This is a genomic window from Limihaloglobus sulfuriphilus (assembly GCF_001999965.1).
Lineage (GTDB): Bacteria > Planctomycetota > Phycisphaerae > Sedimentisphaerales > Sedimentisphaeraceae > Limihaloglobus > Limihaloglobus sulfuriphilus.
In genome coordinates this window covers 874,020-891,614 of record NZ_CP019646.1, presented here as the reverse complement: position 1 = coordinate 891,614, position 17,595 = coordinate 874,020, and the positions used below count along the sequence as shown (strand labels likewise).

Annotated in this window: 10 protein-coding genes; 2 read left to right on the top strand and 8 right to left on the bottom strand. The window is 46.4% G+C overall.

Annotation, left to right across the window (positions count from 1 at the left end; translation table 11 throughout):
• Nucleotides 1–2 precede the first annotated feature (2 nt).
• The gene (locus tag SMSP2_RS03400; protein ID WP_146682616.1) at nt 3–1,952 is read left to right on the top strand and encodes a YidC/Oxa1 family insertase periplasmic-domain containing protein; all 1,950 of its coding nucleotides are present in this window, start codon (nt 3–5) and stop codon (nt 1,950–1,952) included.
• Between the two features lie 69 nt (nt 1,953–2,021).
• On the top strand, nt 2,022–3,401 hold the full coding sequence (locus SMSP2_RS03395) for a tRNA modification GTPase (protein WP_146682615.1): 1,380 nt from the start codon (nt 2,022–2,024) through the stop codon (nt 3,399–3,401).
• 6 nt (nt 3,402–3,407) lie between these two features.
• Here the strand turns inward: SMSP2_RS03395 and argF are convergent, their stop codons facing one another.
• The 8 genes from argF to SMSP2_RS03355 form a co-directional block, all read right to left on the bottom strand.
• Nucleotides 3,408–4,325, bottom strand: coding sequence for an ornithine carbamoyltransferase (gene argF, locus SMSP2_RS03390; RefSeq protein WP_146682614.1), 918 nt, complete (start codon nt 4,323–4,325; stop codon nt 3,408–3,410).
• A 52-nt stretch (nt 4,326–4,377) separates the two neighbouring features.
• Nucleotides 4,378–5,586 carry an aspartate aminotransferase family protein gene (locus SMSP2_RS03385; protein ID WP_146682613.1) on the bottom strand — a complete coding sequence of 403 codons (1,209 nt, stop codon included), beginning with the start codon at nt 5,584–5,586 and terminating at the stop codon, nt 4,378–4,380.
• A gap of 79 nt (nt 5,587–5,665) precedes the next feature.
• Nucleotides 5,666–6,541, bottom strand: coding sequence for an acetylglutamate kinase (gene argB, locus SMSP2_RS03380; protein WP_146682612.1), 876 nt, complete (start codon nt 6,539–6,541; stop codon nt 5,666–5,668).
• A 518-nt stretch (nt 6,542–7,059) separates the two neighbouring features.
• Nucleotides 7,060–8,139: a uroporphyrinogen decarboxylase family protein gene (locus SMSP2_RS03375; protein WP_146682611.1), complete on the bottom strand. Its 1,080-nt coding sequence runs from the start codon at nt 8,137–8,139 to the stop codon at nt 7,060–7,062.
• Nucleotides 8,140–8,173: 34 nt separating this feature from the next.
• A complete protein-coding gene (locus tag SMSP2_RS03370; protein WP_146682610.1) occupies nt 8,174–9,661 on the bottom strand; it encodes a sulfatase family protein in 1,488 nt (495 codons plus the stop codon).
• A 15-nt stretch (nt 9,662–9,676) separates the two neighbouring features.
• Nucleotides 9,677–13,444 carry an alpha/beta hydrolase fold domain-containing protein gene (locus SMSP2_RS14790; RefSeq protein WP_222566391.1) on the bottom strand — a complete coding sequence of 1,256 codons (3,768 nt, stop codon included), beginning with the start codon at nt 13,442–13,444 and terminating at the stop codon, nt 9,677–9,679.
• 189 nt (nt 13,445–13,633) lie between these two features.
• Nucleotides 13,634–15,076: a sulfatase family protein gene (locus tag SMSP2_RS03360; RefSeq protein ID WP_186804831.1), complete on the bottom strand. Its 1,443-nt coding sequence runs from the start codon at nt 15,074–15,076 to the stop codon at nt 13,634–13,636.
• Between the two features lie 80 nt (nt 15,077–15,156).
• Nucleotides 15,157–17,589, bottom strand: coding sequence for an alpha-L-rhamnosidase-related protein (locus tag SMSP2_RS03355; protein ID WP_146682608.1), 2,433 nt, complete (start codon nt 17,587–17,589; stop codon nt 15,157–15,159).
• Nucleotides 17,590–17,595: the final 6 nt, after the last annotated feature.

The window sequence follows — 17,595 nt, the reverse complement described above, 5'->3', positions numbered from 1 at the left end:
AAATGAAAAATAAAACTACAATATTTCTATTTATATTAACTGCTTTAATAACGAGCTGTCTATACGCAGAAGAGCCGGCAGAAAATCCAAATAAGACCGGACTGGAAACCGACGCCGAACAAACCTTAACTATAGACCCAAAACTGCTGACAGCCAAAAATTCGCCTGAAAATGTTTCTGTTATCGGCTCTGTTGACCCGGAAAGTAATTTTACCATGGAGCTTGCGATCAGCTCCAAAGGCGCTTCCATCGAACAGGCCAGGCTTAACGGCTTTTTCGAAAGAGGCTCAGAGACAGAACCTCTCGTGGCAATGAAACCTGTTACCGGCACCGGCGGCCAAACGATACTGCCTTTATCGGCAAGATATCTGACTATAGAGGGCAGCGGGCTTATGCTTCCGCTATACAAACTTGACTGGAAATTTACCGGCGTACGCGGCGGCAGCAGCGGATCACAGAACATTGAGCTTGAAGCAGTGTATATGCTTGAAGATAAAGAATTTATAAAAGTAACTAGAACTTATACCCTTTTACCTGCTCTCAAACACTTCACATGCACCGACACAATAAAAAATCTCTCCGACATGCCTTTGAAGCTCTCTTATGATATTCAGAGCCCTACCGGTTTTGCACGTGAGGCCGTTCGGACAGATGCCAGAAAGATCCTCACCGGCTATACCAAGGCCGACGGAACCGGGATAGTCTCCGGCACAATCGATATTACTAAAATGCGTAAACAGGCTGTTGAGTACCTCAATAATCCAATACCGGAAAATAAAATCACAATTGAGCGGCCCAAAGAAGCCGCCAGACTCAGATGGACTGCCGTTTCAAACAAATATTTCACAGGGATAATGATACCTGACAGCCTGAATGAACAGAATGAACTCGCACCCTTTGAAATAAAAGAGCTGAATTACTATTTTGACGGCCTTCAAAAGGGGCTCAGCCTAAAACAGCAGCCAAAGGCTTACGACAGGGACAATGTCGGCCATGTACTTACCTATGAGAAGATAGAACTGGCGCCGGGCGAATCAGAATCACGGGTAACCAACATATACCTGGGGCCGAAAGTTAAGGCAATATTTGAAAACGATGAATACTACAGAAGTATCGGCCTTATTCACACGATTGACTTCAGGATGTGCTGCGGCAACCTGTTCCGCCCTATCTCATTTGCGATACTTGCTTTAATGAAAACCATGTATGCCGTCATTCCCAATTATGGAATTATAATCATCATACTTGTATTGCTCGTTAGAACATGCCTTCATCCGTTGACTAAAAGCGGACAGGTATCAATGATGAAAATGGGCAAGCTGGGCCCCAAGATGGAAGAGCTCAAGAAGAAATACGGCGACAACAAAGCGGAACTGCAGCGGGCGATGGCAGAGCTTTACCGCGAACAGGGAGCATCTCCAATAAAAGGAATGCTGCCGATGTTTATTCAGATGCCTATCTGGATCGCATTGTATTCAGCTATTTATGCCAGTATAGACCTTCGAGGCGCAAAATTCCTTCCATTCTGGATAACAGACCTCTCGGCTCCGGACGCTCTGGTATCGTTCAGCCCTGTGGAAATACCGCTGCTGGGCTGGGAATTGACAGCCTTTAACCTGCTGCCGATTCTGCTGGGCGTGGCAATGTTCCTGCAGCAGAAACTTATGTCAACAACATCCACAGCCGCGGCAAACCCGCAAATGCAGCAGCAGCAAAAAATGATGCTCTGGATGATGCCGATTATGATGCTGATATTCCTTTATAACGCTCCGTCAGGGTTGAACCTCTACATTATGACAAGTGTGTTTGGAGGAGTGATAGAACAAAAAGTCATCCGCAAGCACATACAGGAAAAAGAAGAGCAGGAAGCCCGCGGCAAGGTTCCGGTTACCAGCAAAACCGGAGGCAAGGCGAAAAAGAAAAAGCCCAAACCGCTGTTCAAAAACAGTTGATTAGCAAACATTGCCGCCCGCATGAGCGAAAATAAATGTCAATAGCAACTTTACTTAGGGAATTGACATATGCTAACAGCCAATACCACAATAGCGGCATTGAGCTCGTCTGATAACAGGGCGCTGCGGCATATAATACGCCTCAGCGGCCCGGATGCGTTGAAAATCATCTCCAGTGTTCTAAGGCCGGAGGAGAATATCTCCAGCAAACAAAGAAGCATAACAGCTGTAAAAACAGATATACGCGGCGTGCTGTTCGACTGTTTCGCATATTTCTTTCCGCACGGAAGTTCATATACCGGCGAGATGATGATAGAGCTGCATGTTATCTCTCCAACAGCGGCGGCTATGATTTTGTTCGAGTCTATTACCGCCGCAGGCGCACGGCCGGCCGGTCCAGGAGAGTTTACTGCAAGAGCATATCTCAATGGGAAACTTGACCTTGCCCAGGCCGAGGCCGTTTCTGAGCTGATTTCAGGCACAAACCTGTATCAGATTACAGCGGCTGAGAAAATGCTTAAAGGCAGGCTTTCAAGCGAGATATCACAGATTGAAGAAGGTATTGTCGAATTGCTCAGCCTGTTAGAGGCGGAGATGGATTTCGTCGAAGAGACAGAAATGTTTATCTCAGAGTCACAGGCAGCAGAGCGTACAAATTCAATTATAAGCTCCACACAAAAACTCCTCGACCAGAATATCCGAAGAGAAGCCATGATCGGTATGCCTTCAATTGGTATCGCCGGTCTGCCCAACGCAGGTAAAAGCAGCCTGCTCAACAGCCTGACCCAGTCTCAGCGAAGCATCGTTTCCTCTGCACGGGCAACGACACGCGACATACTAACCGCCCGGCTTAGACTTGAGAACACCGAATGCGTGCTTTTTGATTGTGCGGGCCTCTCTAACAAACCCGCCCTTGATGTCCTTGACAGGCTTGGTCAGGACGCCGCTGTAGAGGCGCTTGGAGCTGCTGATCTGGTTATTTTCTGCCATGACGTTTGTAGTGGTGACCCGGCAGAGTCCATAAAACTGCTCAACAGATTTACCGCGAAAAAAATAATCATAAGCCTCACAAAAACAGACCTTTGCGAAGAACAAACAGACAAAACAGAGCAAGAATTCAAAGGGTATGAAACTGTTCTTATAAGTAGTAAAAACGGCTTAAATATTGATAAATTAAAAAAAATGATTGCCGCTGAGCTTGAAGAATTAGCCGGTAAATCTGACGGCGAATCCGTCCATTCATCAATAAACCAGAGGCACAAAGATTCGCTTATCAGCTGCCGAAATTCATGCCGGGAGGCAGCATCTCATATCAGCTCGGGAAATTACGAAATCGCCTCTCTGTGTCTAAGAGATGCTCACGAAACTCTCGTGGGCATAGAACAGCACAAAGCCATTGACGAAAAGATTCTTGAAAATATTTTTTCTAAATTCTGTATCGGCAAGTAACGGACATCAATTTGAGCTCATGAGCTTTTTGAGCAGTGCCCTCTGAAAATGCAGGCGGTTCTCGGCCTCCAGAAAGATTATCGAATTTTCACATTCGCATACTTCATCGGTAATTTCATAGCCGCGGTATGCCGGCAGACAGTGCATAACCCTGACATGAGAGGCGGCCGCCTTGAGCATATCCATATTCACCTGAAAACCCTGGAAATCATTGATACGTTTGGCTTTTTCTTCTTCCTGGCCCATGCTCACCCAGGTATCGGTGTATATGAGGTCTGCGTCCTTAACCGCCTGTATAGGATCCGATGACTGGACAACGGTACCCGGCTTAATGGCGTTTGCCCTTTCAATCGAACCCTTATCCAGCTCATAACCGGCAGGACTGGCGATTTCGATACGCATACCTAGCTTAGCACAGCCAAAGGCCAGCGATCTGGCGACATTATTGCCGTCACCGATGAAAGCGAATTTGAGGCCTTCTATTTTTCCGAAATGCTCTTTTGCGGTCATTATATCCGCCATTGCCTGACATGGATGAGACCAGTCAGTAAGTGCGTTAATCACCGGCACAGAAGCATATTCAGCCAGGCCCGTTGCTGTTTCATGCGCAAAGGTTCTGACCATTATGCCGTCAACATAGCCGCTCAGTATCCTGGCCATATCCTTTAGCGGTTCACGCTTGCCGATGCCGCCGACATCTTCAGGTTTCACATAAACCGATGCGCCGCCGAGATTTGTCATGGCAACCTGGAAACTCATACGGGTTCTGAGGCTTGGTTTCTCAAAAATCATCGCCAGAGACTTGCCGGCAAGACATAGAACACGTTTGTTTGACTTGTAAAGTTTCTTAAGGTCAATTGAGAGTTCAAGCAGCTCGAGCAGCTCTTGGCTGGAGCAGGAATTTATTGATAAAAAGTGTTTCATGATATCCTCGTAATAATCTAATTTGAATCAAGAGCGGACAAAACAGTCCGGTTTACTGGTTTTCCTCATCTTCAGCGGCCTGCTTGGTATCTTTGAGGACAGACCTGAAGATATCTATCGCAGAATCTATCTGCTCCCTGGTAACCGTCATTGCAGGCATAAACCGTATCACACTGCCCTGAGTGCAGTTAATACGGAGCCCTTTTTCAAGGCATTTGCTCACAATCTCCGCGCCGCTGCTCTTGAGCTGGAGACCAATCATAAGGCCTATGCCGCGGACGTGGTCTATTATCTGGTATTCACCGGCAAGCTCCTCAAGTTTTTCACGTGTATAGGCTCCCATGTCAATTGCATTGGACAAGAGATTCTCCTCTTCTACTGCCTCGATTACAGCTATTGCCGCCGAACACGCCATTGGGTTGCCGCCAAATGTCGAGGCATGAGTGCCGGGAACGAGCGAATCGGCAATTTCCGGTTTGGCCATCATTGCCCCTATAGCCATACCTCCGCCGAGAGCCTTGGCCAGGGTTATTATGTCCGGTTCAACATCGAAATGCTGACAGGCGTACCATTTACCAGTCCTGCCCATGCCGGTCTGAACCTCATCAAAAATCATCAAAGCTCCCTTTTCATCACAAAGCCGGCGGATTGCCGAGATGAATTCATCCGTGGCAACGTTGATCCCGCCCTCGCCCTGTATCGGCTCAATCATAACCGCGGCCACCTCATCATCAAAAGCCGCCTCTAACGCCTTTATGTCGTTGAAAGGAATATGTTTAAACCCGGGCACCAGCGGAAGAAAGCCCTTATGGTATTTCGGCTGTCCGGTGGCGGTAACCGTTGCGATGCTTCTGCCGTGAAAACTCTTTTCCGTGGTTATAAACTTGTATTTTTTCGCGTCTGTGTGAAGACGGGCCAGTTTTAATGCCGCCTCGTTGGCTTCTGCCCCGCTGTTGCAGAAAAAGCATTTACCGCCGAAACCTCGCTCGGACAGCATCTGGGCCAAACGCCCCTGCTGCTCAATATAAAAGGTATTGTCAATATGAATAAGCTCCGCCGCCTGCCGCTGGATTGCCTCAACGACTTTTGGATGGCAGTGGCCGATGCCGCTTACCGCCCAGCCGGGAAACATGTCCAGTATTTCGTTGCCGTCTGCGTCCCAAAGCCGGCTTCCAGAGCCTTTGACTATAACCCTTGCAAGCCTGCCGTAATTGCCTATAACATATTTATCAAAAAGATTTATTGTTTCCTGAGTAGTCATTTTCAAGTCCATTAAAATTTAAAATATTTGAGAGTTAAAATCTTATAAAATGCAAATAAAAGTAAATCAGGCCTTTATGTCAGCGAATTATTTGCGTCCCTATGCCCTGTTCAGTGTATATTTCCAGTAAAAGCGAATGCTCTATTCGTCCGTCTATTGTATGCGCCTTGCCGACACCGCCGTCAAGTGCCGTGAAACAGGCTTCTACCTTAGGAAGCATACCGGCGGAGATTACGCCCTCTCTGATAAGTTCCTTGACCTGAGTCTCTGTCAAAGAAGATATTCTGCTTTCAGGGTCATTTATATCCATCAGGATCCCATGTGTATCACTCAGTAGAACAAATTTTTCAGCCTTTACCGACGCCGCCACCATGCCGGCGGCGCTGTCGGCGTTTATATTCAGTTTCTGACCGTTCTTATCGATTCCTATCGGGGCGATAACAGGAATTGTTCCCGCCGCACAAAGATTGATTATCAGCTCGGAGTTTACCTTGTCAACCTCTCCAACCAGACCAAGGTCAAGACGCCTGCCTTCTTCTGTTTTCATCTCAAGCGGTTTTGCGAATATCACGCAGCTGCCAAGTGAATGGAGAGCCATTGTAGAGCAGCCCAGTTCTTTAAGGGCTTTGCATATACCGGAATTAACATCGTGTATGAGGGTCCGCTCAACTATGGTTAAGGTACGTTTGTCTGTGTATCGGCGGCCGTGAACCCATTGCGGTTCTATTCCCGAGTTTTCCATGGCCTGCGAAATGTGCTTGCCGCCGCCGTGCACTATCACCGGCCTCATGCCAACGATTTTCATAAAGGCTATATCCTTAAGCAGTTTACGCTGTAACTCTAAGTCCTCAAGGATACTGCCGCCAAGCTTTACAACTACGATCTTGTCTTTGAAAGCGCGGATATACTCCATCGCCTCTATCATCGCCCTTGCTTTTTTTATTGCTGTCTGCATCTTATTACCATAATGTTACTACAAATATCGTTAATCATACCAAAAGTGGAATTTATTATTTTATTAAATACACAGCAGTTATGCAAATTCAAAATTCACAAAATTATGACGGCTGCATTACGAGCTATTCCGTTAGCATTCATTTTTTAGTGTAAGCCCCAGGCGTTTATAGTCACCAACGCTTATTTGAGCTTTATTTTGCTTGCATTAACCTCGCAGATTTTGCATTTTTGGGGCGATTTTAACCGTAACACGCTCAATTTTGATGCACCGATAGTGTGTTAAAGATATGATATGTATGGGCTTTCGTATTTTCAGGCGACGCAGTTCACAAGAGAACGCATTTTCTTGTGATAGCATTTTGAGCCAAAAATTCAAACTCGTTTACTTTGTTCGTAAGTGGTTATTATCCAAATGAGACAAACTTTATAGATGGTCCCATTAAACCTTAACCAGTACGCATCATGGACAGAAACGAAAGTATCGACAATTTTATGGAATATGCGGGCTATGAATAATTACCCCACACCGTATTTTCCGTACTCATAAGCTGTTTCAAAAACGGTGACCACATTTTCTGTTGGGCTGTTATCCTGTATGCTGTGAGTCGGTGCCATTATGTACCCGCCGCCGGGCATCATCACGTCAAGTACATCTTTTACGCTTTGTGCCGCTTCATCGGTAGTTCCGTAAGCCATCGCTCCGGCAGTAGATATGCAGCCGTTGAAACAGAGTTTCTCACCAAAGGTCTTTTTGAGGTACTCCGGCGACATGTTTGCCGCCTCTGGCTGAAGAGTATCCACAACGTCGATACCCATCTCTATAAAATCATTAAACGCCCAACTGCTTGAGCCGCAGCTGTGAATCATCACCGGCAGGCCATACTCTTTGGCTATGCTGATATTCTTCATGTGCAGAGGAATAATGTGTCGGCGGAATACATCGAGGCTTACCATAGGTGTTTTCTGTGTTCCCAGGTCTTCACCTATCCAGAGCATATCGATCTTATCACCAGCAGTCTCCAGAACTCTGCGGAGAATTTCTGACTGCGTTGTTACCTTACGGTTCATTATCTCAAGCCCGACCGGGTCATCGGTTATAAGGTCTATCAGTGTCTGCTCCATTGTCCGCAGCATCCCCGTACTGTTTATCACATCACCGTAGCCCGGATTTCCAAAAACGATGAAATAATCCTTATATTTCCGGCACTGTTCTAAAACGCTGTCATAGTCAAAGTCATCCGGATCAGGCATCGGCCAGTTCTTTGCCTGCTCCAGTGTTGCATCTCTGAGCGGAAAATCGCAGTAATCCCAGTAACCGCCGGATTCGTTTTCTATCCAGCGTGTACGGATTCCCCAAAGAGGGTCAATGTTTCGCCCGGGGACATTCTCATGTATTGTTTTTCCTGTATATGGCGGTTCTATCACTCTAAAATCTACATGGAGACATTCCAGCAAACCGTCATTGTCATCTGGTGAGAGGCCAAAATGTTCTTTGAGCCTCCTGTCAATGTCCATATTTGCGCCGGCAAAGTTGATGGGAACCCTGTCAGCTTCTTTGTGTTGCAGAGTGATTTTGACTCTTTCTTTTGAGGTCATACGCGTTCTCCGGTTAGTCTTTCTATTAGTTGCTTTATATTGCTGCCGGTTTTGAAACCTGACCGTGATAGTCCGGGTTATCAAACGGGACAGTCAGTTTTTTATCAACCCTATAACCGCACCTTTTGAGCAGTTCAGGGCCCGAGGCGAAATCGTCGCCGGTTTTTTTAAGCCAGTATTCAAGCTCTTTTTCCAGTTTTTGCTGAATATCCAAATATTCAGTTTTTCCGCAAAGATTGTTCATCTGATAAGGATCGTCCAGGTTGTCATATAAAAGCCATGGCCCGTCCAGTTTACGGACATAGGTATAACGTTTTGTCCTAACGCCTCTATATGCTACACCTCCCCTTGCAGGATGCCATTCACCAAACGGCGAGGGACACATTATCAGGGCAGAATTTTCTATGTTGGATTTTCCCCCAAATATCACGCCGGAATAATCCGTGCCCTGGGCTGTATCGGGTATATCAACACCGCACAGTGACAACATTGTCGGCATTATGTCCGGAGAGTTTATCATCTCTCCGCTTTGCCTGGGACGGACTTGCCAGCTATCCGGGCATTTGACAAGGAACGGTATTCTAACCGATTCTTCCCACGGTTTCTGTTTCCTTACCTGCCGGTGGGAATACAGCATGTCACCGTGGTCGGCGGTGAATACAAAGATTGTGTTATCGGCAATTCCGTTTCCCCGGATCGCCGAAAGCAGCTGCCCAACGCACCTGTCAAGTGCTGAGCAATGGGCATAATAACCCGTGATATCCTTTTTAGCTTTGCCGTAATCCTGAGGCGATACATTGGGCCGCATCTTGATATCCCGGGAGCTGTAATAATCAAGCCACATCTTGGGCCCTGTCCGGTATGGATTATGAGGAGGCCCCCATGAAAGGAACAGGGCAAACGGCTTGCCACTCCCGGATCTCGACGTTATATACTTCTCAGCATCATCCGTCTGGGCATACGCATCATATCCGTCCCATGCACGCACCTTGTCACTGCTGCCGGCGTAATACTCTGAATGATTATAATTATGTGTACATTCAAGGACTTTCCAGTAGTCAAACCCCTGCCTTCTCTCCGGTGGTATGTAGTCGCTTCTGCCGCTGCCGTCGAGATGCCATTTGCCGATATATGCAGTATCATACCCGGCACCGGCCAGTGCGTGGGCAAAAGACACTGCTCTGGTGCTCAGCTGCAAATCGTTAATCAACAACCCATGTGTTAAGGGGTACTGACCTGTCATCAGGCTTGCCCTGAAGGGGCTGCAAACCGGACAGCATGAGACAGCGTTTTTAAAGTTTACGCTCTCCTTTTCCAGCTTATCAAGATTAGGTGTCAGGACATCACTGTTGCCGGCATAACCTGTATCCTGTGCACGCCATTGGTCGGCAAATACAAAAACAAGGTTTGGCTTTTGCCTCCTGTTCGATAACGCCCATGAGCCGCATACGGCCATTAACACCGCGCCGGAGGCCATAGAAGTCGTCTTTAGAAATTCTCTTCTGTTTATATTTTGTAACATACTGCAATCCTGAATTTATTCGTCTGCTTTTATCAATTTAAAAGGCTTATTGAGAACACATCTGCCCCTTGAGGCGGAAAAAGAGACCCTGAAAGTATCTGTAATGATTACCGGTTCGGTTCGAAGATATCCGAAATAGTACATAGAATCTATAAAGGTGCTGCCTGTATTGAATTCTACCCATTGAGCGTCGAGTTTTCTGCCGTTGAACTGTACTTCATAGCAATCTGCAAGTTCTCTGCCGTCAACTGATTCAGATGAGTAAACAGCTTCAAACTGCAGGTAATATTTGCCTGCGGGAGCTGAGAGCACTGGCCACAGGACTGTGCCCTCGCTGAGAAAACGCACAGGGCCGACAGGCACATCAAAGCCCTCGCCAATCAGGGCCGCAGGAACATGAGTTTTCGGGTTGGGCATTCGTTTTGCTTCGAGGTTTTCAGCGGATATATCTGCCGCCGATATTGCAAGCTCAACGTTCAATTTTTTATCGAAATTGTTATCAGGCATTGGTTCTATCTCAAAGGCCGGCCTGATTCCAAATGCCCTGGCCTTATCGCTTATATCCGGATCATTTAGATAAAAACGCAGCTCAAGGGCAAAGGGCTCATCCGGAAACTCGTCCGTTCTGTCTGTAAGGACAATATTCTCCGCATTACTGGAAATGACATCCAATCTGATGCCTTTGCCGTCTTTATCATAGAAAACTATAGAGGGTTTTTCGGGATGCAGCGGCTCAGTGAATGATTGCCACAGCCTGCCTACGGGGGCAACTTTATCATAAAGATACGGATAGCCATGGGAAGAGGTTCTGTTCCATTTATAACCCGTATCCGGATCGAATGGATAATGCCGTCTAAGTGTCCTGTCGCTTATCAGAGAATCAACAGCGGAAACTTTCCATCTGTTGCTGTTGAAAACCTTCAGAGACAGGGTTGACTCTCCCTGGTAACTGACAGTGAAGCTTTCAGGTTCCAAGTTGCTTATGCCGCTGCCGGTATTCAGCTCCGCGGCGATTTTTCCATTCACGACACGGACGTTATCCTGGTTGATTTGTGTTTCAAATTCCGATGAATATATATCTTTAACCAGCTTTTGCCCTGTAAAGTTCTGTTTGGGAAGGGGTTCCGACCGGCGGCCTATTCTCAAGAAGGCAGTCTGGTAGGCCCCAAGAGAATAATCAAACCTGCCGCTATTCATGGTAAACTTTTGGCTGTTTAATACATCAAAAATTTCGACCTGATCCGGCAGATTTGAATTCTGAAACCCGTCAAATTCGACAGTCCCTTGAATGAATTCACCGGAGAGATTGACAAGAACCAGAGTTGATTTTGAATCTGCTGTAAAAATCGAGTTTTCACTTCTGAGAATATCGAAAACTCTGCCCTGTTCATCAAAGGTAACAGAATCGAGGCAATAGTGGTCAGACTTGAACTCGGGAAGTGTCCTTCTGGCCCAGTTTATGGCCCTTATGGTATCGTAAGAGCCTATTTCGTCTTCCTGATAGAGCATTGGCACCCCGGGCAGCGAGGCGCATATCCCGTATATAGCTCTGAACAGACCCCTTCCGAACCTGATTGCGGGTCGTCCGTATTGATGTAGCATGTCGTGATTGCCCGCTGACCAGATAAGCAGATAGCCGGGAGGGCTTGAATCAAGTTTATCGGTAATTACCCGCTCCAGATGCTTTACAAGTACAGGCGGATTACCGCGATGCTCTTCAAGGAGGTTGTGGAGTTTAAAAATGAACGACCAGCCGTATCCAATTGCCGGCAGCCGGCCGAACTCCGGCCTGTCAAAACATGATTCGGGGATCAGCAGCGGTTTATCAATCCCTGCATCTTTCATTGATTCAACGATTTTCCTCTGGAGCTCAAGCGAGCCGCCAAGCTGAGAGTATGAAGCATGGTTTGTCCGCGGTGAGCTCCAGTTCATCGAAACCGGATCCGCAACGTCTATACGCACACCTTCCATACCGAAACCGGCAAGCATCGCCGCCGCCCTGCCCATGGTCTCCTGCCAGGGCGGACTGCTGTAATCTATATGCAGCGAATTCCACGTGGGAATAATATTGCCCTCCGGCGACCTCGTTGACCACTGGTCTGTGAGTCTGCGTGCCTGAACTGACTGGCCGCCATGCGGTACAAGCTCACCTACAGTATGAAAGCCGTTATCCTTTAAGACATCCATAAGGCGTCTTAAACTTTCGGGCCCGCCGAGAACCTCATCTATTTTTGTAAAATCCAGCGGATCATAATGATTCCAGCCTTTATCTGGTGATGGCCCCTTGTGCCTGAAGACGGAATTAAGCCAGAGAAAATTTACCCCAATATCGGCAAGGTAAGGAACCTGCTTTGCGAAATTGTCGAAGCCGCCTGTATCCGAAAAACTTGAATCGATATGCCCCGAAGCCGCCGCTTCATACATTACCGAACCTCTTAACCAGTCTGGGTAATCCGGGCGTTTCATTTTCAAAACATCTTTGTACCACCACGCGGCAGTTTCCCTGAATGTCTCATCCGCATCCGGCCTTTTCAAGGCAAAAACAGCCTCACTCATAACGGCCTGCTGACCCGGTTTGAGCCGCCAGCCGGCATGGACATTTATTTCGATCGTATGTTGCCCGTCATTTTCAGCGGCGTTTATGCTGTTATAATCCTCGCTGCTGTTATACCCGACTATAAACCTGCGGCCGTATTCAGTATCCGCCATACAAAAATTGTCATTATCCCAGATATCACCGCAGAAATTTACGTCAAACGTAAATTTAGCGCCGGTAACATCTACCTGCTTATCCGAGTTATTGATAAAGACAAGACGTCTGCTCCACTTATCGCCTTCGCCTGATTTTGAATGATCAGTCCACTCATTTATCTGAAATCCAGAGGCCGCCTCCGTTATAAGGCTTTGCCTGTTATCGTGTTCCTTTACATGGGGATTTGAAAACTCAACCGTCTCGCCTGTTCTTAACTGAATACTGCCGCCCCGCCATTTGACAACAGGTTTATCAAGCAGTTTAACAGTGTTCAACCCTGATTCATCGATCTGCCTTTCCGGCTGCATTTGGTTTATATAACCAAGAGAGACTAAGAAACTATCAAGAACAGAAAGAGTTTTATTGTAATATTCATTGTGATTTAAATTAAAAAAGCCGTGATGCTGGTCTTCGTAAAGGCAAAGCTCACACCTGAGACCAAGCTCAAGCATCTTCTGCCGGTATTTTTGTGCAGTGCTGACCGGTATTAGTTCGTCTTTGGTTCCCAGAAATATTACAGTCGGCGGCATAGATGCGTGTATATTGTGCAGCGGAGAAAACTGCCGCCAGTAATCTTTGACCCTGTCAAACCCGTAACCCTCGGGACCGTTATCAAATACGGGATTAAAAAGGGCAAGTGCATTTGGAATGCAGCTTATTGAAACATCGTCAGTGCTTTCATTGAAACCATCGATTGCGGCGGCGGCCGCTGCAATATGGCCGCCAGCCGAACCGCCGCCCGCCGCGATCCGGTCCGGATCTATGCCCAGCGCCGCGGCATTGCTCCTGAGCCATCGTATAGCGGATTTGGCATCCATAACACATTCCCGAGGTGAGGTATTGTGAATACTTTCAACGCGGTATTCCGCCGCAAAGGCCACCATGCCGCGTCTTGAGAGGTATTCGCAATGCGGGTAAAACTGCTTTATAAACGCGGTTTGCCAGCTGCCGTCGAAAAAGAATACTATTGCCGGCCTGCTGTCGGCCTGGCTGTGGTCGTCAGGATTAAAAACATGGATTTTCAGGCTCACATCTGAGACTTTTTTATACTCAGTGACAAAGTCAGGTTCAAACGGGGCATAAGGACTGCAAAAACCAGTCTTTAAAGAGAGAATTAACAATAATGATAAAAAACATTTACGCATAAGCGAACCTTCAATCAATCTGTGCAGGTATCTCATTCATAACTTTCTATGTTAAATCCTTATTTATATTTGTCTTTAACCGGAACTTCTTTCTTTCAACATCATATCATGTTTTGCTGTTATTTCGGCAAGCCGGCTCTTGTCAAGGTACGGATCATTCGTCTCTCTGCGCCATTTCTCAAGTTCAGTGATCAATCTTTGTTTTATCTTACGAAAATTCGGGTTATCAGCCTGATTAATAAAACAATAAGGGTCTTTCTCAAGATCAAAAAGTTCTATCTCAGGAGGTCTGTTATAAGCATTATACGCGGCTCTGACTTCTGGTTCTAAATCAGCCTGAAGTCGTTCAAATTCCTGCCACACAACGCACCCATCAACCCCCTTGACAGGATTTTCTCTGTCGAGAAGGTTTAATACAAGCTGATATCTATGGTCCCTGACAGTCCTTCTTGGGAACCAGATATACTGTGTGTGAGCATTGAATTCCGCAAACATATATTCTCTTGTCGCGGCAGCAGGATTATTGAGAAAATCAACAAGCGAACGACCTGCAAGATTACGCGGCTTGCGGATGTTTGCAAAGTCGAGAATCGTCGGGAATATATCAACGGTGGAAACCATTTGGCTGCTGACTGAACTACGTACTTTTGCCTTCGGATAACTCATTATAAATGGGATGCTTAATCCCATATTATAGCAGGTTGTCTTTGATCGCGTAAAAGGTGCGCCGTGATCACCCATCACAATAATCAGAGTATCATCGTATTTGCCCGCCCTTTTAAGATTATCAATTACAAGGCCAACCCCCTGGTCAAGACGCCCAACGCAATTGTAGTAGTAAGCAGTCTGACGGCGTATTTCAGGCGTGTTTATGCCTATAAAATCTAACGATTCTACATCATCGCCTTTGAGCGGATTTTCAGGCAATTGGTAATTATCACTGCTCAGTGGCCAATGCGGATCTACGTAATTAAGCATAATAAAGAAAGGAGAGTCTCCAGCTTGTTCAACAAAATCTTTAAATACCTCCGCAATCGCTTTGACGTCCCGCTTCTTGAAATTTGTTTCCCTGTCAAAATTAGACATATCCCATGGACACGCGTTTCTTGGCTCTATATGAAACTTGCCGATGACCCCGGTCTTGTAGCCGGCCTTTTTAAGCTCACCTGTAATGGTGGGATATTTTCTGTGCATTGAATATCCGCAGTGACAAAGCCCTATCTGCCCGTTCTGGTGAGGATAAAGGCCTGTATAAATACTGCTGCGTGAAGGACTGCAGCTGGCCTGAGAAACCCAGGCCGTCCTGAAACGTATGCCCTCGGCGGCAATAGCATCTATATTCGGCGTCTGCACGTAATTATCACCATAACAGCCTAACTGTGCCCCCAGGTCATCGCCGTTTATTATCAGTATATTCGGGCGTTTCTCTCTTACAGCGGCACCTGGAGCGATAGATGGGCCGGCAAGCGTAAGTGCTGTCAGTTTCAAAAACATCCTTCTGTCTACATGCCGCTGCATATTATTCTCCTGAAATCTAAGATTTATTAACATCAGAGCATCGTTACATAATTGAAATTGTGTTGATATTTACGGCTTTTCTAAAATTCTAATACTTCATCATGTCTTGTAAAATCTAATTTTTTATCCGACAATATTACTGAGCCCTCAAGGCCGTCCGGAACAGAAATCCTGCCGGAGAGCCGGCCTCCTCTTTGCGTTAAATCAACTTCGATCTGTCCTTTCGGATGCACAAGCCTTCCCTGTGCTTTTTCAAGCCTGCCAAGCATGGGCTTAATCTCTATTTTTTCAAAGCCAAATCCGGCAGGACGTATCCCGAGAACAGTAGAATAAAAATGATACAGCGGATGAGATGACCAGGCATGGCAATCCGAACGGGTCGGCAGCGTTGATTCACAGACGGTCTTGAAATTCTTCTCCTCAAGCTCATACCACAGCTTCATGCGATCCCAGAAGGCATCGGCGTTTTCAAGAGTACGGCAAACTTCAAAATAATAATGACTGAAATAAGTAGTGGGCCTTAAAAGGTTTTCGTCTGCGAAAAGAGTCTGCTTGATAATATCAAATTGCTCCGTCGGAGCAAAACCTGAAAGTATCGCAAGTATTTGGGCATGCTCAGAGAAACTTTCATGCCTGAGATCGTCTGCATAGAGTCCCCGGTCTTTATTCCAGAACAGATGAGAAACCGTTTTTGAAATTTCTTCAGCCTCATTCAGTGCTCTTTGAGCAAAAATCTGGCTGCCGAAACAGCTTTCCATATCCGCATACAGGCCCAGTGTGTACACTAAAAGCCAATGAAAAACGCTGTTTATCTCGTTGTCTCCGTGCGGCACCCCCCAGTCATTGTTCCAGCCGTCAACCCAGTCAATAAAATTAAAGGCGTCATATCTCCTGCCGCTTCCGGGCGATATAAGCCCATCGGTGTTTTTGCGGCGTACAAAGTATGAAACAATTCTCCGCATATCTGGAAGAAGCGAGGTTACCAACTCACCGGAATTATTCCGCCAGCAGGCATAATCGCTGACCATTGCTATCCACAACAGCGAGAACGGAGGTATTACATGCATACCCCTGTAAGGATAACACGACATATTGAGCCCGTTTTCAAGCCTTGAATCGTTTATTATATTGATCGCCTTAAGGGGCATACGGTCATCAAGAGTTGAAACGAATGTGCAGAGTGACTCAATTCTGGAATCGCCGACATACATGAGCTGCTCGTAAAACGGGCAGTCCATATAGGTTTCATGCGTGCAGTTCTGGAGAGTCCTGAAAGAAATCTGAAGGATTTCGTCGTACCGTTTGTCAGAAGATCTGAAGGAGCTTTCCATCTCCAGCGGATAGCGTGTTTCAGAAAGAGACAGCCCTTCGACAACCAAAGGCTCTTCAAAGGTCTGAATGACAAGCTCGAAATACATGCCGGAAAACCACCAAAGCGGGTCAAAAACCTGCCCGCAAGAGCCGTCTGAGATGTATTCAGTTGTCATAGCGTACTTAAAGTATTTACCCTCTATCTCATCTCGATTTCCTTTCGGGTGCCTGAAATGCCTGTTTTCTTCGTGATCACGGGTCAAATATGCCGCTTCGGAAAATCTCAAAAAGATTCTTGCATCAGTTCCGCCCGAAAGCCTCAGCTCAGGGTAAAAACAGTAGTAATCGTCCAATGAATAGATAACCCTTATAGTTTTATGGGCATCAACCGTTACACTGCCGCCGTTTTGGATGGATTGCCATCTCTGGTTTTCGGTATCGCTGTCCTGTGAAGGCAGTATCTTTACATTTTCAATGTTTGAGTAATCTTTCGGCTTTAGCCTGTTTATTAAAACTCTGGAGCAGGATTTAATGTTTCTCCTAAGCATATATGGGAGGTTACGAGGCTTCAACTTTAAAGCAGGCTCAACCAGAGACGTGATTTTAAAGTTATCCGCCTTTTGCCATCCCTCTCCCAAACCTTTGCGGAAACCGGCATTGTATTTCCTGCCGTCAATATCCTCTCTCCATCTGATCGCAAAAGCAAAAGGCACCTCATGAAATGAAAACCCCTCAAGTTTCAAAGAATCCCACTGAGAATAACCTGTTGCCAACAGGTCAAGATGCTCTTTTTTCTCAGTGTAAAGCATAAAACAGCATGGATTTGCGCTTATCTGGGCCGTGGGGGCTTTATCCCCGAGAGCCCAAACCCGTGCGGCAATAACATGAGCGCCGGCTTTGAGTTTCAAGTCATATGTTTCGTAGAACCAGTTGTTCAAATCGCCTCTTTCACTGCCTTCGCCGACAAAATCGCCATCGATATACAGCTGATACCGCTCATCAGCTGTAACAAAGATTCGTATTTCGTCTTCATGTTCGAGAAAAAATTCCCTTTTATATGCGCATACAAACGGTGCCGAATCAAAATCGGCACAGCGTACCCAGCGGAAATCCGCTTTGGGCCCGTAACATGATAGTATTTCTTGGCTTAGGGCCTGAACAGATACTTCATGGTATTTTTCTTTACTGTTAAGAGTATTCACAACTAA